The sequence below is a fragment of the Thermostichus sp. OS-CIW-29 genome (assembly GCF_054058195.1).
This window is the reverse complement of record NZ_JBSSAB010000044.1, coordinates 1-19,513: the sequence shown is the minus strand read 5'-3', so window position 1 is coordinate 19,513 and position 19,513 is coordinate 1. Positions and strand designations below refer to the sequence as shown.

The window sequence follows — 19,513 nt, the reverse complement described above, 5'->3', positions numbered from 1 at the left end:
AGGTTCTGGGGCGCCGGGGCTGGGTGGCCTTGTGGCGCTTTACTACCCTATCCCCACCCCCACCACCCCGTCAAGATATCCAACCCAAAATTTTTTGAAGCCAGAAGGGATCCGGATCCACCGTTAGACTGTTGAAGTGAGCTCAGATTGGGTTAGACGGGTCTATGGGGATTGTGATTGGGGCTGTTGCTCCTGACTTTAGCTTGCCTGCGGTGGGGAAAGGGATCCAAAAGGGAGCCCAGATTTCACTGGCGGCCTACCGGGGCAAGAGCAAGGTGTTGCTGGCCTTTTACCCGGCGGATTTTTCCCCGGTATGCACGAGCGAGATGCGTTGCTTTCGGGAGGATTGGGAAGCTTTCCGGGCCGCGGGCTGCGAGATCTTGGGGATCAGCAGCGATCCCCTCTCCAGGCACCAAGCCTTTGCCGAGCAGCTTAAGCTGGAGTTTCCTTTGCTGAGCGATGTGGACAGAACCGTGAGCCAGCAGTACGGGGTGGACAGCCTGCTGGGGACGCGGCGGGCCTATTTTTTGGTGGATAGCCAAGGGATCCTACGCTACCAGCATGTGGAGTGGCTGCCCTTGTTCAAGCGAGACAACCGGGAGCTGCTGGAGGCCGTGAGGGCGATTAGCTAGCTCGCCGGGAAGCCCCGCACTCTCTGCAACAGCAGGAGGGTCGGGATGAAAGGCGGATATATTCTGTACTATAATCAACATGGTTGTACAAAACGGCGTTGCCGGAATCTGGTGCAACTACGCGGTGGGGCATCCCGTGTCTGCTCGCAGAGGGTTCTTGCAGTAGCTCCCCGATGAAGCGAGAAGCCCACGCTGTACCTGTAGGGTCAGTGATGGGAGTATGTCACCTAAACGGGGGATCCTCTGGGGTGGGCCAGAGAACCCGTTGCGGCTGTCCGGTGTCCGGCAGGGAGAGGGGAGTGTGGCCAAGGGGCTCCAGAAGCCAGCTACGCTGGGGCGGGCTCCAGTTGCCCTGGCGGGCCTCGATCTCCAGAATGAGCTGGCCATTTTGCTGTCGCAAGCGGAAGAGGGTGGTGGCCCAGGCTCCTGCTCGATGGGCGAGGGTTTCCCCGTCGTCTTCGTAGAGGGTGAAGCTGCCGTTGCCGGGGTAGAGTTTGAGGTGCGGTTGGTCACGGCGCAGGTGGGCGGTGGACGGGCAGGGGGGAGCTAAAGGCAGAACGGAGCCACCCCGCACAAACAGCGGCAGTTGTTCGAGAGGGGCAGGGACGAGAATGTAGCGGGGGCCGGTGTGGGCCTGACCTGTCCACCAATCAAACCAAGTGCCCTGGGGTAGGTAAACAGCGCGGCACCGCACGCCAGGCCGAACCACAGGGGCAGCTAGGAGGGCGGATCCCAGCATGGCTTGATCTGAGATCTCGTAGGTTTGCGGATCGTCGGGAAACTCGTAGAGAAGGGGGCGCAAGATGGGGGATCCGGTTTGGCTGGACTCCCAAAAGAGGCTGTAGAGGTAGGGCAGCAGCTGGTAACGCAACTGAATGGCCTGCCGGCAGATGGTTTCCACTTCGAGGCCAAAGCTCCAAGGCTCGTGAGGGCGGGTGCCCAGGGCGCTGTGGCCACGCATGAGGGGGTAAAGAATTCCCATTTGCATCCAACGGGCAAACAGCTCGGGAGTGGCATTGCCACCGAAGCCGCCGATGTCCGCGCCGACAAAGCTAACTCCCGACAGGCCCAGGTTTAGGAGCATGGGCAGGGACATCTCCAGGTGTTCCCAGGAGGATTGGTTGTCGCCTGTCCAGACGGCAGCCCAGCGCTGGATCCCAGCAAAGCCGGAGCGAGTCAGCACGAAGGGGCGCCGGTTGGGGTTGAGCTGTTCCAAGCCTTCACGGGAAGCGCGTGTCATCAGCAGGCCGTACAGGTTGTGAACTTCGGCGTGGGTGGTGGGTTCGTCGGGTGGGCCTTGGGGGGCATCGAGGGGGATATCGACGATCTGGCCGCCGTCTCCAAAGGGGCGGTCGTTGAGGGCCGGCTCGTTCATGTCGTTCCAGATGCCATCCACACCGGCTTGGGTGAGAACCCGTTGCCAGGATCCCCACCACTGCCGCACTCCGGGGCGCAAGAAGTCGGGAAAGAGGACTTTGCCTGGCCAAACGTAGCCATGGAAGAGGTGGCCGTCGGCGCGGCGGATAAAGAAATCCTGGGCCAAGCCCTCGTCGAAGACGGCGTAGTCGGCTTCGGGCTCGAACTTGACGCCGGGATCCACAATGGCTACCACCCGGAAGCCAGCCTCGTGGAGTTGGGCCATGAGCCGGGCCGGTTCGGGGAAGCGGCGGGGATCCCAGGTGAAGACGCGGTAGCCGCGCATGTAGTCGATATCCAAGTAAATGACGTCGCAGGGGATCTGCCGCTGGCGAAATTGCTGCGCAACGGTTTGAACCTGGGCGGCGCTGGCGTAGCTCCAGCGGCACTGTTGGTAGCCCAAGGCCCAGAGGGGAGGAAGGGGAGGCCGCCCAGTGAGTTGGGTGTAGGTCTCGAGCACCAAGGCCGGGGTGGGGCCGTAGATCAGGTAGTAATCCAGCTCGGGGGCGCGCACCTCGATGGCCCACTGCTCGGGATCGATCTGGCCCAGGTCGAACTGGCTCCAGTGGGTGCAGTGCAGGAAGAGCCCGTAGCAGAGGTTGGGGCGAAGAAACAGGGCGAAGGGAATGGCCTGGTAGAGATTGTCGCTGTGGGCGTCGTAGTTCCAGCAGTCGCGAGTCCAGTGGCTGTAGCGCCGACCCCGTTTGTTGAGTAGCCCCGCCCGTTCCCCTAGGCCATAGATGTGCTCGGCAGGGTGGAGGTGTTTGACCAGGCGGATGCTATCGGATCCCCAGGTAAGCCCAGAGGAGACATCGGCGCAAAACTCTTGCCCTTGAGAGTCTTGAAAACTGAACCGGAGGGGATCCCGACCGATCTGAACTTGCACCTGGGAGGTGGACAGGTGGATTTGGGTGGAGCTTTCCTGCAGTTCAAAGGGAGCCGGCGGCCACTCTTCATCGGCTGGAGCCACATCCCAGGAACGACGGGGCAAAAACGCTCCGCTGGGGCTAAAGCGCAGCCGAAACAGACGGGGGGTGAGCACCTGCATAGACCAGCGGCCCTGGGCACAGATGAGGTGGATCCCTCTGGAGTGGGGCTGGAGCTGCTGCAGGGATCCACAAGTTTGCCTTTGGGGCGGGCGGGCGGGGGATTGGCCGTTCGCGCCCGCGGGATCGAGTCCCAAGATCTCGCCAGGTTCCAGCATGCTTTGGAGACAGATTGCTGCTCTCAAGGCTAGCCTATGGCCGGGAGGGGACAGGGGGTTGCCCACTCTGGTCTGCAGTGGGTTTTACCCTCATCGGTACCCATCTCCAGAAGAGCAGCGGTAATAATCGACTAGCTCAGACCCCAGAATCCATCGCGAAAACGAGGCGGCAATGGCCATGAGGATCCCGGCGATCAAGCTTCTCTCCTCACTGCTGCTTTTTGGGGGGGTGTCCGTCCCCGCTGTCGTGGCGGCCTACCCGGTCAGCCCGGAGATGGTGATGACCCTGCAACAGGGGGATCATGCCCAAGCCTTGCCCAGGGCCAGAACGGAGCAAGCGTTTCGGGTGGTTACTTTGGCCCAGGGTTTGGAGCACCCTTGGGGGATGGCCTTTTTGCCGGATGGAACTCTCTTGGTTACCGAACGCCCAGGGCGGCTGCGCCGAGTTACCCCCCAGGGATTGGATCCCCAGCCCATAGCCGGTGTGCCCGAGGTGTTTGCCCAGGGGCAGGGGGGCCTGCTGGACATCGCCTTGCACCCCAACCATGCAGAGAACGGCTGGATTTACCTGTCCTATGCCGCTCCTGGGCCCGGTGGGGGAGGCACGCGGGTGGCGCGAGCCCGTCTGGGGGAAGGGGGCCTACAGGATCTGGAAGTGATTTTTGATATGGAGCGCAAAACCCCTGCCCGGCAGCACTTTGGCTCCCGTTTGGTCTTTGACGAAGAAGGATTCCTCTACATCAGCACCGGAGACCGGGGAGAACGGGATCGAGCCCAAGATTTGGGGGATTCTGCCGGTAAAGTGTTGCGCATTACGGATGCGGGCGGGATCCCGGCGGACAACCCATTTGTCGGCCGAGCGGGGGCTTTGCCGGCAATTTTTACCTACGGCAACCGCAACATTCAGGGAATAGCCCGCCACCCCGAGACGGGAGCGATTTGGTCCCACGAGCATGGGCCCCAGGGTGGAGACGAGATCAACATCTTGGCCCCCGGCGTCAACTACGGCTGGCCCTTGATCACCCACGGTCGAGAATATACGGGGGAACCTATCGGCCAAGGACTGGCGGCAGCTCCTGGATTGGCTTCGCCCCTGCTGCACTGGACACCCTCAATTGCCCCTTCCGGCATGACTTTCTACACAGGGGAGGCTTTCCCCGAATGGCGGGGCAACCTATTTGTGGGGGCGCTGGCCGGGCAACACCTGGCGCGCTTGGTACTGGATGGAGAGCGGGTGGTGGCGGAAGAGCGCCTGCTGGAAGGGGCGGTGGGTCGCATTCGCGATGTGCGGCAGGGGCCGGATGGCTTGCTCTACCTGTTGACCGATGCCCCCAGTGGATCCCTGCTGCGCCTGGAGCCAGCACCCTGAAGGCACCGGCTTAGGAGATGACGGAAACTATCCTGCTCCCGCTGGGCAGCTCTTTGGCGGGACAGGGACTTTCCCCAGAGTAGGGCCTGGGAACTCAAAAGCTGAGGCTCTCCCAGGAGACGTTAATGTCTTCCAAAAGCAGCGACTTGTTGTAAATCTGCAGGATGATCAACAGGAAGACGGCGAATAGGGCCATGAAGACCGCCATCAGGGGCGTGGTGCCCCAGCCGGGAGCCACTTTACCGTATTCCGAGTTGAGGGGACGCAGCAGATCGCCCAGTCTGGTACGAATGGCCATAGGTTCTCGCTTAGAAACCGAACACGTTGACGAAGTCGAAGATAGCAGGCTCGAAGGCGGATCCCTGGTGCTCAGCACCGCCAAAGCAGCCGCCTTTTAAAATCACGCTATCAGAATCTGGCCGAACCTTTTTGTCTTGGGCAATGAATTGTAAACTTGTGTAATACTGTAGTCGAATACTCTCAGGATCAAAGACAACGATATGGAGCCCACCTTTTCCCTGATTGTGGCGATTGCGGCAGTTACCATCTGCATCACTGCGTTTGCCATCTACACGGCCTTTGGCCCCCCTTCCAAGGACTTGCAGGATCCCTACGAGATGCACGAGGATTAAGGCCTGTCGTTGGGATATCTGGGTAAATGTCTGCTCGGTTGACCCCCCGTCTCTCCTTTCACAAGTACCAGGGGTTGGGGAACGATTTTATCTTGGTGGACAACCGCTGGCAGTCTCAACCCTGCTTGAGCCCGGAAGAGGCCGTCGCCCTTTGCAATCGCCGCTTTGGGGTAGGAGCCGATGGGGTTATCTTCCTGCTGCCGGGGCAGGAGGGGGCAGATTTCAGCATGCGCCTCTTCAACAGCGACGGTTCCGAGGCGGAGATGTGCGGCAATGGGATCCGCTGTTTGGCCCGCTTTCTGCAGGACTTGGGGATCCCAGGTCGGGATGGCGCCTACCAGATCCACACCTTGGCGGGGCGAATCGTGCCGCAGGTGCGGGCAGATGGGCTGGTCACAGTGGACATGGGGATCCCTCGCCTTTTGGCCAAGCAGATCCCCACCACCCTGGTCGAACCGGATGAGAAGGTCATTCGGCAGCCGCTTGCAGTGGCCGGGCGAGAGTGGCGGGTGACGGCGGTGAGCATGGGCAATCCTCATTGTGTGGTCTTCCTGGAAGAAGAGGGATCCCTGGAGGAGCTGGACTTGGCAGCTGTGGGCCCCCTGTTTGAGCATCATCCGGCCTTTCCTGAGCGCACCAACACCGAATTTGTGCAGGTGCTCAGCCCGACTCGTCTGCGCCTACGGGTTTGGGAGCGGGGAGCAGGGGCAACGCTGGCTTGTGGGACGGGTGCCTGTGCTGTTTTGGTGGCTGCTGTTTTGGAGGAGCGCGCAGAATCGCAAGCTACAGTAGAACTGCCGGGAGGAAATCTGGAAATTCGCTGGGATCCGAGCACACAGCACGTGTGGATGACCGGCCCTGCCCTACACGTCTTCAGCGGCACCACTGCCGGTTGAGAACTAGGCTCCCAGACCCAACAGGAGGATGGCCAGGAGGCCGAGGATCCCATAGGCAACGCTCCAGCCCTGCCGCCAGATCAGCGCCACTGCCAGGCCCAATAAGACCAAGCCCAAGCCCAGGCCAAGGCGGAGAAATAGAGGGTGTACAAACTGGCTGAGGGAGCGTTTGAGCCAGGGGAAGATCACCCCCAAGGCGAAGGCCAGTCCTACGGGGATCCAATCGATCCAACCTGTCTGCTCCCAGCCCCCCAACAGGTAAAAGCCGCCCAGACAAAGGCCCAGGCAGAAAAACAGCACCCGCATGCCGGGATAGTCTTGTCGATAGTTGAAAGCAAGGCTTCGGAGCTCCTTGGGGTGGGCCAAGACCAATGGCTCTACAGCAAAGCTTTCGCTCCACTCCGGCGCTTCTTCAGTTTGTCCGCGGCACCAAAGGTAAACGTTGACCTTGCGCAACCCTTGCAGCAGAGAGGCTTCCACCGCACTGCGCACCACCTCCATCACCTGCAGGGTATCCACCACATCGCCCGGCAGCCGTTCCAGCAGCACGTTGAGAACAGGCCCCTTCAGCTCGGCTCGGCCAAACAGCCGCAAGTTCGCAAGCTTGTAATCGAGGATTTGGTTCAAGATTTTGAGCTGGCGGCGCATGGGATCCCGTAAACAGTGAACCGTCGTTCGAATGGTTGACTTCAAGCTTCAACATGACCGGTATGACCAGTTTAATGGCTTGGGCCAGAGCAGCAGAGGAGAGGCGTTGCCGGTGTGAAAGGGAAGTGGGACTATCCCATGAGGGTGCGAATGCACCGGCGAATGCTGAGGTTGGATTGCTCCAAGTCGGCAAATCCGCTCAGAAGAGTTCCCTGGCCGTCCAACAGCAACAAAACAGCCTGGCGGCGAAAATTGATCCCAGGCAAAGCTGCAGCGGCTATTTCTTGCAGCTTCTGGATGGTTGCTCCCTCAAAATCGACCGAGACATACACAAACGGAGAAACCAGGCGGGGATCCGTCGGTACACTCTCCCGGATGGCCTGCAAAACCAAGTGGCGCACCAGCAGCAGCCCCCTGCCATCCACCAGCACGATCTGGCGCAGCCGAGGGTTTTGCCCAAACTCCAGGGCCAAACTTTTGGAGAGGGCTTCCGATTGCGAGCGGGTTTGGCTGTTGGTCAAGATCAACGCTTGAATGCCCTCATACCGACCTAAGTCAAGCCGATCCCCAGAAACGCTTTCCACCTTGAGGTCAAGAGATGTTTTGGGGTTGCCGTTGCTGGGGCAGTTGCCAGCTTGGGCGGGATCGAACGCACCTTGAGAAAGCAGGGCAAGGGTGGCAAACCCCAAAGCCACAAGTCTCTTTTGAACGCAAAGCCAGCAGCGGTTAGCCGGGGCACAGCAGCAGGACAGCACTCGGTTCATGGCGGGGAGCTCTGGAGCGGGCCGGCCAAATCTTAACCGATCTTCATCTTTGGTGCTCCAAAATGCCCTCTGGGCTTCTCATCCCCATTGGGTTGGTGCCCATAATGGAAGGCAGTTTCTGGTTTGCTGGCCATGACTCACGCCTCTTTGCTGGATGCCCTCAACCCTTCTCAACGGCAAGCGGTGCAACACTTTTGTGGCCCGCTGCTGGTGGTGGCGGGGGCAGGTTCCGGCAAGACGCGCGCCCTCACCCACCGCATTGCCTACCTGGTTCGCCACTATCGGGTGGATCCAGGAGAAATTTTGGCCGTGACCTTCACCAACAAGGCCGCCCGTGAGATGAAAGAGCGCATTGAGCAGCTCTTTGCCGAACAAGAAGCTCAAGAACAATTTGGGATCCCCTTAGAGGAATTGGAGCCGGCCCAGGCAACGCGACTAAAATCTGCTGTTTACCACCGCTGGATTAAGCCTCTTTGGATTGGCACGTTCCACAGCTTATTTGCCCAGATCCTGCGCCTGGAGATCGAAAAATATCAGGATCCCAAGGGGCGCAAGTGGACTCGCCACTTCTCGATCTTCGATGAATCAGATGCCCAATCTCTGGTGAAGGAGATTGTAACCAAGCAACTGAACTTGGATGAGCGCAAGTTTGACCCAAGGTCGGTACGCTACGCCATTAGCAATGCCAAAAACCAAGGTTGGACTCCTGCCGACCTGGAGCGCAATCAGCCCAACTTCCGTGGCCGTACCATTGCCCAAGTTTACGAAATCTATGAAGACCAACTGGCAGCCAACAATGCTCTGGACTTTGATAACTTGATTTGGATACCAGTGCAGCTTTTTCGACAAAACGAGCAGGTGTTGGCTTACTGGCACCAACGATTTCGACACATTTTGGTGGATGAATACCAAGACACCAACCGCACTCAGTATGAGTTGATTCGTCTGTTGGCCACCAACGGCGAGACCTGCAGATCTCGGTTGGATTGGAGAAACCGATCGATCTTTGTGGTGGGAGATGCTGATCAAAGCATCTATCGGTTTCGCGGGGCAGATTTTACCATTTTGCTGGAGTTTCAAGAGACCTTTGGAGATGGTCTCCCGGATGATGATACCCGCACCATGGTCAAGCTGGAGGAGAACTATCGCTCTACAGCTACCATTCTGCAGGCAGCTAACGCTCTCATCGAGAAAAATACAGAGCGCATTGATAAAGTTCTCAGGCCAACCCGTCAGCAAGGAAATCCGATTTTTCTTCATCAGGCGGATGATGAGATTGCAGAGGCCGAGTTTGTCGTCAATACCATCCGACGATTACACGGCCAAAATGCCAATGCTTTTTCCTGGGGAGATTTTGCCATTCTCTACCGCATCAACGCTCAATCCCGTCCTTTTGAAGAGGTCTTGCTGCGGTGGGGGATCCCTTACACGGTGGTAGGCGGACTGCGATTTTACGACCGCAAAGAAATTAAGGATGTCCTAGCCTATTTACGGGTTGTGGCCAACCCTGCCGACTCCTTTAGCCTGCTGCGAATTATTAACGTGCCGCGCCGTGGCATCGGCAAATCCACCCTGGACAAGCTGACCGAAGCGGCGGCGGCTCTCAACGTGCCTTTGTGGGAAATTCTCAGCGACGAAACCTCTGTAAGTAGCTTGGCGGGCCGTTCGGCTAAGCCTGTCATTCAGTTTGCTCAGTTGATTCAGCATTGGCATCGACAGGCTTCTCAGACTTCAGCCGCCACCCTTATCGAAGGGTTGCTAAGGGATTCCGGCTATTTGGAGGATCTCAAGGCACAGGGTACAGACGAAGCCGAAGAAAGAGCGGCCAACGTGATGGAACTTTACAATGCCGCCCGCCAATTCGAGGAAGAACAGGAGGATCCCAGCCTTGAGGCTTTTTTGAGCAATGTGTCTTTGGCTTCCGACTTGGACAACCTTCAGGAAGGCGCTGAGAAAGTTTCGCTAATGACGTTGCACTCTTCCAAAGGTTTGGAGTTTCCTGTTGTGTTCTTGGTGGGGGTGGAACAGGGTCTATTTCCCAATTTCCGGGCTTTGGAGGATCCCGCTGCTTTGGAAGAAGAGCGACGCCTTTGCTACGTGGGCATTACCCGTGCCCGTGAGCAGTTGTATATCAGCCACGCCAGGGAAAGGATGCTCTACGGCAACCGAGAACCAGCTATTCCTTCGGTATTTTTAAGTGAACTGCCCCAAGAGTTAATAATCGAATTCGACGGACGCGGAGCCGTTTCTCGACAGCTCTCCCACGGCAGTGGACTGTCCCTTTCAGATGCACCCAAGGCCAGGCCCAATCGCCGCCAAAGCCGTTCAGAACAGTGGGCGATTGGAGATCGTTTGCAACATCCCCAATTCGGACAAGGCCAGATTACCCATGTGTTCGGCAGTGGTGAACGGGTCACGATTGCGGTGAGGTTTCCCGCTATCGGTCAACAGAAAATCTTGGATCCCCGTATCGATCCTATTCAAAAGCTTAGCTAGGCGGCTGAACTCGGAAGGGCTCCAGCGATGAAGAGAGGCAAAGGGAAGTGCTGTAGAAGTCCGTAGCTCATTCGAGATTGCCTTGCCGTTGACGTCGTTGGTGATCCCTTGCTTTATATGTGTTTGCTTTATATGTGTTGCTGCACGACGGGGAAAGCAAAACCTCAGCTCCCCCTTTCCCTGATTTGACCGTTGCCCAACCCTCGACCTTACCTCTGCCCCCTCGTCACTAATTGCTTGTAATTGCTTGACTACCCGGTCTTGGGATCCCTCGCCAGGCTTAACCCAGTCGGCTGGGACTGAGTTGTCTCGGCTCTGTCCGGTACCAGGCGCAGGGGCGGGCCAAAGCGGCCAACCGCTACAGTGTTGTTCAGGGCCGGGATCTGGCGGATGGATCCCTGGCGTAGGCAGCGGTGTAGACGGCGCAGCAGGAAGAGGTCGGCTTCGGAGCACTCCTCTCGAAATAGCCTTACGTTAAGTTCGTGTTCCTGAGCAGCAGTGAGCAAACCGGTCATCATGGCGGTTTGAATGATCTGCTGCACGGTCACGGTCGTCGCTTCATCCATAGGTTTAGGCGATTGGATGGAGACCTTTTGCTGCTCTTATTCTCGATAAATCCCTCTGATATTGACTCCGCCAAATAGCGGATTCGATATGCGCGCTTTGTCATCTTTCCCAATGTTCAGGAAATAGGGCTTTCCAGGTATCCATTGACTTTCTGATCCATCCAGATCCTATTCAGGCGAAAAGCTTGAAATCCTTGCTTCACAAGCCTTTCCAATCGAAGTGGGAGCAGAGCCAACAATTGGATACGTAGGGATCCCATCCTCACTGCAGTACAAAATTAGACTCAACAGTGAGTTGCTTGAACTTGCCAAAGAGGTGCTGATCCCATGATTTTTCGAGCTGTTGTTTGAGGCCGTAACAGATATCTGTGGCAATACGGAACTGAGAAGCGATGTTCGTCACCGACAAATGGCGTAGGGTTGCTCGGCTTTTTGTCTGTACCTTGTCGGCAATGAAGGCATAGAGGATGAGCAACAGCCTTGTGTTAGGGTGGGGGCATTCTAGGGTGGCAATGGGCTGTGTCAGAAACTCCACAAAAAGTCGGCTGTGCTGTCCCTCTGGGCTGCTGTGGCTGCGGCTGTTTGGGCCTGCTGGCGGTGTTGGGCTTGGGGCTGGCGGGGGCAGGGATCCTGATCTGGAATGGGATCCGTGCCTCAGGAGCCTATCGCACCTACCAATTGGCGGTGGAGCAGCTCAAACAAAATGCTGTGGTGGTGGAACGTCTGGGGGAACCCTTGAGGCCGGGATGGCCCTCGCGGCTGAGCTTTCAGGAAGATGAGGAAGCCGGTTGGGTGTGTCTGTTCTTTTTGATTACAGGGGCCCAGCGCACCGGCGATGTGGTGGTGGAATCGGAGCGGGGCATGGCCGGCTCGGCATGGCAGTTGCGCCATCTGCAAGTGAAAGTTGACGGGGATCCGCAGGCCATCCAGGTCATCGAGGGGGAATCTCGGTGTGAAAAGGAAGAGTCGGATGGAGAAGCCCTGCCCCTGCAGCCAGAAGGCGACATCTAGGTAGCCGGATATGCTCAGCCGCGGGTAGAGTCAAAAGGACTCCGTCCCGCTGACGCGAACGGTTGTGGCCTTGTTGGATCCCTATGCGGTCGCTCCCTTACCTGCGCTTGCTGCTGCTGTTGGCGCTGTTGGCCTCGTTCACCGGGCTGATCGTCTGGCTGATCCAATCGTTTCTCGATCTGTACTACGCCACCCGCTACCACCCGATTTTGGGGGGGCTGTTGATTGGGGTGCTGGTGCTGCTGCTGCTGGTGTTTTTGGCCGCTGCCATCTACTACTTGTTTCTGTTTCGCCAACCCGCCCCCAGCAGGAGGGAAATTACCCAACCCCTTGCCTTGCCGGAGACGGCTTTGGAAAAGCGGAAAGCGGCGCAACAGAACTTGGCCCAACTGGAGGCGCAGCTAGCGCAAATCCAGGATGAAGTGGCGCGGGCAGCGCTGGCGGAGCGGTCGGCTCTGCTGGCCCAACAGTTGGCCCAGCCCCAGCTGAAGGTGGTGGTCTTCGGCACCGGGTCGGCGGGCAAGACTTCTCTGGTGAACGCGCTGCTGGGGCGGCGGGCGGGGGCGGTGGGGGCCACTCTGGGCACCACCCAGGCGGTAGCTTGTTACGATTGGAACTTGCCCGGGATCCCGCAGCCGGTGCAGATCGTGGATTGCCCCGGCATTTTGGAGATCGGCCCGGCAGGGGTGATGCGGGAACAGGAGGCGCAAGCCCAAGCCCAAGCTGCCGATCTGCTGCTGGTGGTGGTGGATGGGGATCTGCGCCAGTCAGAGGTGGATCCCTTGCGCCGGTTGATCGCCCTGGGCAAGCGGGCCTTGCTGATCCTGAACAAAGCGGATCGCTACACCTCAGAAGAACGGCAGATCCTCTTGCAACGCCTGCGGGAGCGGGTCTACCCCCTGATTCCACCTCAGGATGTGTTGATAGCTGCCGCTGCTCCAGCCCCTGTGCGGGTGGGATCCCAAACCTGGCGACCGGAGCCGGATGTGGCCGCCGTGCGGGATCGCGTGCAGGCGGTGCTCTATGCCGAGGGGGGATCCCTGGCCTTGGACAATGCTCTGCTGCAATCGCAACAGTTGGGGGAAGAGGCCAAACGGATTCTCCAAGCCCAACTGCGCCGGCAGGCGGAGGAGGTGATCGATCGCTTTCAGTGGATTGTTACAGGAGTGGTGTTCGCCAACCCCATCCCGGCGGTGGATCTGCTGGCCATTGCCGCCATCAACGCCCAGATGGTGGTGGAACTGGGATCCCTTTACGGCTGCAAAATGAACCTGCAGCAGGGGCGGGAGCTGGCCTTGTCTCTGGCCAAAACCCTAGCGGGCTTGGGCTTGGTGGAAGGGGCGATCCAACTGACCACGGGGATCTTGGCCACCGTTGCCGAAGTGAGCGTCGTCGGTTTTCTGGCGACAGCCCCCATTCAGGCAGCCAGTGCTGGCTATCTCACCCGCATTGCCGGCAAGAGCTTCATTGAGTATTTCCAGCACAACCAAAGCTGGGGAGAAGGGGGGATGCAGGCGGTGGTCAAAGCCCAGGTGCAAAATACCCAAAAATCCGGTTGGCTCAAAGAGTTTGTCCGCGAGGCTTCCCGGCGCATCTTCCGAAATGGGATGGCCAACCCAAGGGATCCCTAATGGCCGCTCAGGGCAATATCGGTCGGCATAAAGGCCAGCTCCATTTGCGCCACATAATCGGCGTAGCTCAGTGCCGGCACGGTATCCCACTCCGCCAAGCCGTGCATGCACTTTGACCATTGGATGAAGGCGGCAGGATAGATGTAGGCCAAGCTGGGATCCTGCAAAACCTCTTTGGGCAGTGGAGAGGCCGACTTCAGCACTGCCAACAGAGCCGGCGGCTTGTGGAGAATCACGCGCGTGGCCTCAATCTGCTCTGGGGAAACCCTAAACTTGGTGGCGATAAACGGGATCACTCTGGAAATGGCCATCACCCAACACCAACCTCGCCTGTAGAGGTAGGTTGCCCCCAAGCCGAGGGGCTGGCCTCAGGGATCCTACGGAGAGCGGAAAAGGAGTGATGAACATTGGCGAGGATGGCCGTGGGCGGGCCTGGGATCCCCTTGCTTGGAGCCGCTGCTCCTCGTTATCCTAGTAAAGCTGAAAAATCTGGGGAAACAGTGAGCCGTGGCTAAAAAGAGCATGATCGAGCGGGAGAAAAAGCGCCAACGCTTGGTCGAGAAGTATCGGGAGAAGCGCCAACAACTGAAAGCAGCCATGGCCGATCCCAACATCGACCAGGCCACCCGCATGGAGCTGCACGCCCAACTGCAAAAACTCCCTCGGGCCAGCTCGCCCACACGCCTGCGCAACCGCTGCTGGAAAACCGGGCGTCCCCGGGGTTACTTCCGCGATTTCGGCCTGTGCCGCAACAGCCTGCGGGAAATGGCCCACAGAGGCTTATTGCCAGGTGTGGTCAAGTCTAGCTGGTAGTTGCCTGGCCTTCGCCGCTTGGTTATGCAGCCAAAACACCCTTTTGAGAGATCCTGAGTGGGCCTGCAACCTTTTCAGCTCTGCGACGAAGATCTCACCCCTGCAGTGGCAAAGGCCCTGGCCAGGGAACCTTACCTGGCCGTGGATACAGAAACAATGGGGTTGATCCCGCAGCGGGACAGGCTTTGCGTGGTGCAAATCGCCAACTCCGCCGGTGAGGTGGTGCTGTTGCGGCTGAGCCGCGGGGTAAAGCAGGCCCCCTTTTTGGCGCAGCTGCTGATGGCTCCAAGCATTGAGAAGATCTTCCACTACGCCCGCTTTGACCTGGCCATGCTGCGCTATCACCTGGGGATCCGGGCGTGGCCCGTCTTTTGCACCAAAATTGCCAGCAAACTGGCCCGCACCTACACCAGCAAGCATGGCCTCAAGGATGTGGTGAGCGAGCTGTGCGGGGTCGAACTCAACAAAACTGCCCAAAGCTCCGATTGGGGAGCCGTCCACGCGCTATCCGCCGAACAGCTGGAATATGCCGCCAACGATGTTCGCTATTTGATCCCGGTGCGCCACAAGTTGGCGGAGATGTTACGGCGGGAAGAACGCTGGGAGTTGGCGCAGCAGTGTTTCCAACATTTGCCTACTTTGGTAGAGCTGGATCTGTTGGGCTTCAGTAACGTCTTCGAACATCAGTAGGCGGGGCTTTACTTGATAGACAGTCACTGTCTTCGATGACCGGGCCCTCGGGGATCCCACATCTCCTGAGGCTGAACATGGGGGGACCTCACCGGCGCATAAAGTATCTGGCAACACAGCTGGCTGCCCCTCTCTCTGATGTAGTGGGGATGGGGTTGGCCATACCAATCGAGATAAACCGGCCTGCAACCCTCATTGCTCCCGCCATCATCTGTCTGGATCAGGGGGATCAGCCCTCACTTGGGCCACTATGAAAATCATTGGAGTTGAGTCAATGTTGGAGTCGCAGAGGGTGGTTCAAAGTGGGTTATCTTCCCCCGCTGTTTCGGGCAAGCCCGTTCTGGAGTTGCGCCACGTCTCGCTGCAGTACCCCACCAAGGGATCCCCAGTCACGATCATCCGCGACGTCAGCTTTTCTGTTGCCCACTCGGAGTTTGTCTCCATTGTTGGGCCGAGCGGCTGTGGCAAGACTTCTCTTTTGAAGATGATGGCCGGCCTGAACACTGACCATGGCGGCACCCTCTACTTTCAGTTGCAGCCCATCGCCGGCCCCCTGAAGAGTGTGGGCATGGCCTTTCAAAACCCGGTGCTGCTGCCCTGGCGCACAACCCTGGAGAACGTGTTGCTGCCGTTGGAGGTGGTAGAGCCCTACAAGCGCACCTTCAAGCAAAACCTGGCCCAGCACGAGAAGTCGGCGCTGGAGCTGCTGGCCACCGTAGGCTTGGAGGGTTTTCAGAAAGCCTATCCTTGGCAGCTTTCTGGGGGAATGCGGCAGCGGGCTTCCCTGTGCCGCGCTTTGATCCATCAGCCGGAGCTGTTGTTGTTGGACGAACCTTTTGCCGCTTTGGATGCCTTTACCCGCGAGGATATGTGGGAAATGTTGCAGCGGCTGTGGCTGCGCACCGGCTGCACCGCCATTTTGATCACTCACGATTTGCGGGAGGCGGTTTTCCTCTCCGATACCATTTATGTGATGGGGCCACGGCCTAGCGAGATCATCTTTTCCCTCAAAGTGGATCTGCCCCGTCCACGCCCGCTGGAGATCTGCCTGACGGACGAGTTTCACCGCTTGGTCTCGGAAGTGCGCCAGCACATTCGGCGCAGCTATTAGGCCAAAGAGCCCTTGATCCAAAAAATCTGGAAAGGTTTGCTGGACAGGTTACCGCGCATTTCTGCCGAGGGATCCCATGAAAAAATCATTTGACCGATTTTTGCAGACCCAAACGGCTTCTGTGGTCTTGCCCGCTGTCACCATCGTTTTGACCCTTGTGCTCTGGCAGGTGGGGGTGGGGCTGTTCAACGTTCCTCGCTTCATTCTGCCGGCGCCCACCCAGATCCTCGCAGCCATGAACCAGTGGAGCCCGGTGATTCTGCGCCACTCCCTAACCACCCTCACTTCGACGCTGCTGGCCTTTGCGCTGGCTTTGGTGGGGGGGATATTGCTGGGATCGATCATCGGCAGCTCCCGCCTGGCCCATCTGTGTTTGTACCCGCTGCTGGTGGGGTTTAACACCATCCCAAAGGTGGCTTTGGTGCCGCTGCTGGCGATTTGGTTTGGCTTGGGCCTGATCCCGGCGGTGATCACGGCCTTTTTGCTGGCCTTTTTCCCCATTGCAGTCAATGTGGCGGTGGGGCTGGAGACGGTGGAAGCCGAGATGCGAGATGTGCTGCGCTCGCTGGGGGCCAGCTCTTGGGAGATTTTCACCAAGGTGGGGCTACCCCACAGCATGCCCTACCTGTTTGCCTCGTTGAAAGTGGCCATCTCCTTTGCTTTTGTCGGCTCGGTGATCTCGGAGACGGTGGCTTCCAACCAGGGGCTGGGCTACCTGATCGTGTCGGCCAGTTCTTCTTTTGATGTGCCTTTGGCCTTTGCGGGTTTGGCTGCCCTCGGCCTCATGGGTGTCTTGCTCTACACCTTTTTCGCGGCTCTGGAGCGCTATGTCCTGTCCTGGCGACAGTAGCATCTCTCCCCAGGGAGCCAACCCCTGCCTGAGCTAGCCCAGGTCTGGAAAGGTGGCCCGCACTGCCGGGTGGACGATCTTTCCTGCCCTGATGTTGAGCCCTTTGGCCAAGGCCGAGTCTTGTTCCAAAGCAGCGGCCAGGCCGAGATTGGCCAGCTTGAGGATGTAGGGGAGTGTGGCGTTGACCAGCGCTTGGGTCGAAGTCCAGGGAACGGCTCCGGGCATGTTGGGAACGCCGTAGTGTAGCACCCCGTAGGCTTCGTAAACCGGCTGGGCATGGGTGGTAACCCGTGTGGTAGCAATGCACCCCCCCTGATCCACCGCCACATCCACAATGAGGGAGCGAGGACGCATCTGGGCCACCAACTCTTCTCCCACCAAGACCGGGGCCCGCCTTCCCGGCACCAGCACTGCCCCTACCACCAGGTCGGCCTCGCGAACACACTCTTCCACGCTTTGGGCCGTGCTGTAGAGCAGCTCCACACGGGATCCAAAGAGCAGCTCCAGCTCGTTCAGCCGCTGCAGGTTGATGTCCAAAATCTGCACCCGCGCCCCCAAGCCTACGGCCATTTTGGCCGCCTCGGTGCCCACCGTGCCTCCGCCCAGGATCACCACCCGTCCCGGCGATACCCCCGGGATCCCGCCCAGCAACACGCCCCGCCCCCCCTGTTGTCGGGTGAGGTAATGGGCGCCAAACTGCACCGAGAGCCGCCCGGCGATCATGCTCATGGGCGCCAACAAAGGCAGGGATCCATCCGCCCATTCCACCGTTTCATAGGCAAGGCAGGTGGCTCCCGACTGCAGCAGCGCCTGGGTCAGCTCGCGGCTGGCGGCCAAGTGCAAATAGGTGAACAGAATAAGGTCGGGATGGAGCAGAGAATACTCAGCCGGCAAGGGCTCCTTTACCTTCACCACCAACTGCTGCCGGTAGATCTCCTCAGGGGTGGCGGCCAGTTTGGCCCCCGCTTTTTGGTAGTCCTCGTCGCTAAATCCCGCCCCCTGGCCCGCTTGGGTTTCCACCCACACCTGATGCCCCTGCTCGGTCAAGGCCCGCACCGCCGCCGGTGTCAGCCCGACACGGAACTCTTGCTCTTTGATCTCTTTGGGCACGCCAATTCGCATAGGGATCCCCGTAGGGCTGCTTTCCAGTCTAGACAGACTCTCTCCCCGATGGGATCCCTGGCCTGAGCAGGAGAGCGAAAATTGTAAAGTTTTGTGCGCGATCTGTCGGGGCAAGCAATCGCCAGGCTAATTTTGTTAGCTCAAGATTTCAAGGGCAAACCTAGATCTCTTGCCATGATTGGCACGAAAACAAGACATAACAGCCTCAGAAAGCCCAATTTTCTTGCTTGCGCTTATCCCCAAGAGCAATGTTAATATCTATGTCACGAGGTCTCCGTACTCCCTCGCGAACGCACCTTGAAAACTGCATGGATTCAAGCTTTTCCGGGGGTAGGGTTGATCCCTACCTTTTCCCCGCAAGGGGACGGAAACGACTAGCCTAGGTACGGACACCGCCGTGTAAGGCGTTGATCCCTACCTTTTCCCCGCAAGGGGACGGAAACACTGGTTCAGCGTGGGTGTCCAGGATAAGCTTGGCTTTGTTGATCCCTACCTTTTCCCCGCAAGGGGACGGAAACCCGGCGGCAAGGCGTATACCAATGGCCATCCTAGAATACCGATCAACGTTGATCCCTACCTTTTCCCCGCAAGGGGACGGAAACTTCACCCCGTTAAGAGCGAAGTTCGCCAGGTTCAACCGTTAATCCCTACCTTTTCCCCGCAAGGGGACGGAAACTGCGGGACGTACATGTATTCGGTCACGTGTCCGTCACGTTGATCCCTACCTTTTCCCCGCAAGGGGACGGAAACTTTACTTTCTCAACGTGTGCGTCAGAAGGTATCCACAACACGTTGATCCCTACCTTTTCCCCGCAAGGGGACGGAAACGCCGAAGCCCACGACCAGGGAAGATATACGCAAAGCCGTTGATCCCTACCTTTTCCCCGCAAGGGGACGGAAACTAACTAATCCGACTCTTGAGTTGTATAAAACTCTTATGGGTTGATCCCTACCTTTTCCCCGCAAGGGGACGGAAACATTGCATAACATCCTCCCTTTTCAGGGTAGAAAGAACACCGTTGATCCCTACCTTTTCCCCGCAAGGGGACGGAAACATTGCATAACATCCTCCCTTTTCAGGGTAGAAAGAACACCGTTGATCCCTACCTTTTCCCCGCAAGGGGACGGAAACAAGCTAATCCTGAAGAGTCTAATTATCCACTACGTAAGTTGATCCCTACCTTTTCCCCGCAAGGGGACGGAAACGGCATCGTTCAGCTGAGTTTTAGGAATAGGCATATTGACGTTGATCCCTACCTTTTCCCCGCAAGGGGACGGAAACGTGGTTTTGTCGGTAGGATTGATAATCCAGTGGAACCCGCGTTGATCCCTACCTTTTCCCCGCAAGGGGACGGAAACTGTACTCAAGAGTCGCTGGGGAGTAATCGGAGTGGAGAAGTTGATTCCTACCTTTTCCCCGCAAGGGGACGGAAACCAGTGCATCCACAGCGTTAAGCTGCTTCAGCGACCACTGTTGATCCCTACCTTTTCCCCGCAAGGGGACGGAAACGCACTCAACACCGCGAGTGCCACACTTGGTAAGATCTCCGGTTGATCCCTACCTTTTCCCCGCAAGGGGACGGAAACCAGTGCATCCACAGCGTTAAGCTGCTTCAGCGACCACTGTTGATCCCTACCTTTTCCCCGCAAGGGGACGGAAAC

General features: G+C 58.3%; 18 protein-coding genes and 1 CRISPR repeat array. Of the genes, 11 read left to right on the top strand and 7 right to left on the bottom strand.

Annotation, left to right across the window (positions count from 1 at the left end; all coding sequences use genetic code 11):
- Positions 1-164 precede the first annotated feature (164 nt).
- Entirely contained in the window at positions 165-632 is a 468-nt protein-coding gene (locus ACVWZJ_RS12840) for a peroxiredoxin family protein (RefSeq protein ID WP_011432999.1), read from the top strand.
- A 223-nt stretch (positions 633-855) separates the two neighbouring features.
- Here ACVWZJ_RS12840 and ACVWZJ_RS12835 read toward each other — a convergent pair whose 3' ends face one another.
- The gene (locus ACVWZJ_RS12835; protein ID WP_011432998.1) at positions 856-3,318 is read right to left on the bottom strand and encodes a glycoside hydrolase family 31 protein; all 2,463 of its coding nucleotides are present in this window, start codon (positions 3,316-3,318) and stop codon (positions 856-858) included.
- A 214-nt stretch (positions 3,319-3,532) separates the two neighbouring features.
- Here ACVWZJ_RS12835 and ACVWZJ_RS12830 point away from each other — a divergent pair, with 214 nt between their 5' ends.
- On the top strand, positions 3,533-4,621 hold the full coding sequence (locus ACVWZJ_RS12830) for a PQQ-dependent sugar dehydrogenase (RefSeq protein ID WP_148202821.1): 1,089 nt from the start codon (positions 3,533-3,535) through the stop codon (positions 4,619-4,621).
- A 94-nt stretch (positions 4,622-4,715) separates the two neighbouring features.
- Here ACVWZJ_RS12830 and psbH read toward each other — a convergent pair whose 3' ends face one another.
- The gene (gene psbH, locus ACVWZJ_RS12825) at positions 4,716-4,919 is read right to left on the bottom strand and encodes a photosystem II reaction center phosphoprotein PsbH (RefSeq protein WP_011432996.1); all 204 of its coding nucleotides are present in this window, start codon (positions 4,917-4,919) and stop codon (positions 4,716-4,718) included.
- A 202-nt stretch (positions 4,920-5,121) separates the two neighbouring features.
- Here psbH and psbN point away from each other — a divergent pair, with 202 nt between their 5' ends.
- Positions 5,122-5,253 carry a photosystem II reaction center protein PsbN gene (gene psbN / locus ACVWZJ_RS12820; RefSeq protein ID WP_011432995.1) on the top strand — a complete coding sequence of 44 codons (132 nt, stop codon included), beginning with the start codon at positions 5,122-5,124 and terminating at the stop codon, positions 5,251-5,253.
- A 26-nt stretch (positions 5,254-5,279) separates the two neighbouring features.
- Positions 5,280-6,149, top strand: a complete 870-nt coding sequence (dapF, locus tag ACVWZJ_RS12815; RefSeq protein ID WP_041436430.1) for a diaminopimelate epimerase — start codon at positions 5,280-5,282, stop codon at positions 6,147-6,149.
- A 3-nt stretch (positions 6,150-6,152) separates the two neighbouring features.
- Here the strand turns inward: dapF and ACVWZJ_RS12810 are convergent, their stop codons facing one another.
- Positions 6,153-6,842 carry a hypothetical protein gene (locus ACVWZJ_RS12810; RefSeq protein WP_414350767.1) on the bottom strand — a complete coding sequence of 230 codons (690 nt, stop codon included), beginning with the start codon at positions 6,840-6,842 and terminating at the stop codon, positions 6,153-6,155.
- Between the two features lie 86 nt (positions 6,843-6,928).
- Positions 6,929-7,561 (bottom strand): hypothetical protein, encoded by a 633-nt coding sequence (locus tag ACVWZJ_RS12805; protein WP_457396308.1) that lies wholly within the window; start codon positions 7,559-7,561, stop codon positions 6,929-6,931.
- 132 nt (positions 7,562-7,693) lie between these two features.
- Between ACVWZJ_RS12805 and pcrA the strand changes: the two genes are divergently transcribed.
- On the top strand, positions 7,694-10,057 hold the full coding sequence (pcrA, locus tag ACVWZJ_RS12800; protein WP_457396306.1) for a DNA helicase PcrA: 2,364 nt from the start codon (positions 7,694-7,696) through the stop codon (positions 10,055-10,057).
- 251 nt (positions 10,058-10,308) lie between these two features.
- Here the strand turns inward: pcrA and ACVWZJ_RS12795 are convergent, their stop codons facing one another.
- On the bottom strand, positions 10,309-10,623 hold the full coding sequence (locus ACVWZJ_RS12795) for a hypothetical protein (protein WP_414400429.1): 315 nt from the start codon (positions 10,621-10,623) through the stop codon (positions 10,309-10,311).
- A gap of 519 nt (positions 10,624-11,142) precedes the next feature.
- On the opposite strand from ACVWZJ_RS12795, the gene ACVWZJ_RS12790 reads away from it, so the two are divergent.
- Together ACVWZJ_RS12790 and ACVWZJ_RS12785 are read left to right on the top strand one after the other, a co-directional pair.
- Complete coding sequence (locus ACVWZJ_RS12790) at positions 11,143-11,634, top strand: cytochrome c oxidase assembly factor Coa1 family protein (protein WP_457396303.1); 492 nt, start codon at positions 11,143-11,145, stop codon at positions 11,632-11,634.
- Positions 11,635-11,717: 83 nt separating this feature from the next.
- Positions 11,718-13,265 carry a YcjF family protein gene (locus ACVWZJ_RS12785; RefSeq protein ID WP_457396301.1) on the top strand — a complete coding sequence of 516 codons (1,548 nt, stop codon included), beginning with the start codon at positions 11,718-11,720 and terminating at the stop codon, positions 13,263-13,265.
- Here ACVWZJ_RS12785 and ACVWZJ_RS12780 read toward each other — a convergent pair.
- Complete coding sequence (locus tag ACVWZJ_RS12780) at positions 13,262-13,576, bottom strand: hypothetical protein (protein ID WP_457396300.1); 315 nt, start codon at positions 13,574-13,576, stop codon at positions 13,262-13,264. The two genes, ACVWZJ_RS12785 and ACVWZJ_RS12780, sit on opposite strands and share 4 nt — an antisense overlap.
- Before the next feature lie 196 nt (positions 13,577-13,772).
- Between ACVWZJ_RS12780 and rpsN the strand changes: the two genes are divergently transcribed.
- The 4 genes from rpsN to ACVWZJ_RS12760 all read left to right on the top strand — a co-directional run bounded on the left by rpsN (position 13,773) and on the right by ACVWZJ_RS12760 (position 16,729).
- Positions 13,773-14,078 carry a 30S ribosomal protein S14 gene (gene rpsN / locus ACVWZJ_RS12775; protein ID WP_011432985.1) on the top strand — a complete coding sequence of 102 codons (306 nt, stop codon included), beginning with the start codon at positions 13,773-13,775 and terminating at the stop codon, positions 14,076-14,078.
- 57 nt (positions 14,079-14,135) lie between these two features.
- Positions 14,136-14,768, top strand: a complete 633-nt coding sequence (locus tag ACVWZJ_RS12770; RefSeq protein WP_011432984.1) for a ribonuclease D — start codon at positions 14,136-14,138, stop codon at positions 14,766-14,768.
- A 274-nt stretch (positions 14,769-15,042) separates the two neighbouring features.
- Positions 15,043-15,879: an ABC transporter ATP-binding protein gene (locus ACVWZJ_RS12765; RefSeq protein WP_049749636.1), complete on the top strand. Its 837-nt coding sequence runs from the start codon at positions 15,043-15,045 to the stop codon at positions 15,877-15,879.
- A 76-nt stretch (positions 15,880-15,955) separates the two neighbouring features.
- Positions 15,956-16,729 carry an ABC transporter permease gene (locus ACVWZJ_RS12760; protein WP_414407516.1) on the top strand — a complete coding sequence of 258 codons (774 nt, stop codon included), beginning with the start codon at positions 15,956-15,958 and terminating at the stop codon, positions 16,727-16,729.
- A 33-nt stretch (positions 16,730-16,762) separates the two neighbouring features.
- On the opposite strand, the gene ald is transcribed toward ACVWZJ_RS12760, so the two are convergent.
- Positions 16,763-17,851 carry an alanine dehydrogenase gene (gene ald, locus ACVWZJ_RS12755; RefSeq protein WP_457396298.1) on the bottom strand — a complete coding sequence of 363 codons (1,089 nt, stop codon included), beginning with the start codon at positions 17,849-17,851 and terminating at the stop codon, positions 16,763-16,765.
- Positions 17,852-18,186: 335 nt separating this feature from the next.
- A CRISPR array of direct repeats spans positions 18,187-19,513; the repeat unit is 37 nt; unit sequence GTTGATCCCTACCTTTTCCCCGCAAGGGGACGGAAAC.

What these genes read in the sequence shown, in the direction of transcription:
- ACVWZJ_RS12840 (WP_011432999.1), top strand. Translation starts at nt 165, where the DNA reads ATGGGGATTGTGATTGGGGCTGTTGCTCCTGACTTTAGCTTGCCTGCG.
- ACVWZJ_RS12830 (WP_148202821.1), top strand. Translation starts at nt 3,533, where the DNA reads ATGACCCTGCAACAGGGGGATCATGCCCAAGCCTTGCCCAGGGCCAGA.
- psbH (WP_011432996.1), bottom strand. Translation starts at nt 4,919, where the DNA reads ATGGCCATTCGTACCAGACTGGGCGATCTGCTGCGTCCCCTCAACTCG.
- psbN (WP_011432995.1), top strand. Translation starts at nt 5,122, where the DNA reads ATGGAGCCCACCTTTTCCCTGATTGTGGCGATTGCGGCAGTTACCATC.
- dapF (WP_041436430.1), top strand. Translation starts at nt 5,280, where the DNA reads ATGTCTGCTCGGTTGACCCCCCGTCTCTCCTTTCACAAGTACCAGGGG.
- ACVWZJ_RS12805 (WP_457396308.1), bottom strand. Translation starts at nt 7,561, where the DNA reads ATGAACCGAGTGCTGTCCTGCTGCTGTGCCCCGGCTAACCGCTGCTGG.
- pcrA (WP_457396306.1), top strand. Translation starts at nt 7,694, where the DNA reads ATGACTCACGCCTCTTTGCTGGATGCCCTCAACCCTTCTCAACGGCAA.
- ACVWZJ_RS12795 (WP_414400429.1), bottom strand. Translation starts at nt 10,623, where the DNA reads ATGGATGAAGCGACGACCGTGACCGTGCAGCAGATCATTCAAACCGCC.
- ACVWZJ_RS12785 (WP_457396301.1), top strand. Translation starts at nt 11,718, where the DNA reads ATGCGGTCGCTCCCTTACCTGCGCTTGCTGCTGCTGTTGGCGCTGTTG.
- ACVWZJ_RS12780 (WP_457396300.1), bottom strand. Translation starts at nt 13,576, where the DNA reads ATGGCCATTTCCAGAGTGATCCCGTTTATCGCCACCAAGTTTAGGGTT.
- ACVWZJ_RS12765 (WP_049749636.1), top strand. Translation starts at nt 15,043, where the DNA reads ATGTTGGAGTCGCAGAGGGTGGTTCAAAGTGGGTTATCTTCCCCCGCT.
- ACVWZJ_RS12760 (WP_414407516.1), top strand. Translation starts at nt 15,956, where the DNA reads ATGAAAAAATCATTTGACCGATTTTTGCAGACCCAAACGGCTTCTGTG.
- ald (WP_457396298.1), bottom strand. Translation starts at nt 17,851, where the DNA reads ATGCGAATTGGCGTGCCCAAAGAGATCAAAGAGCAAGAGTTCCGTGTC.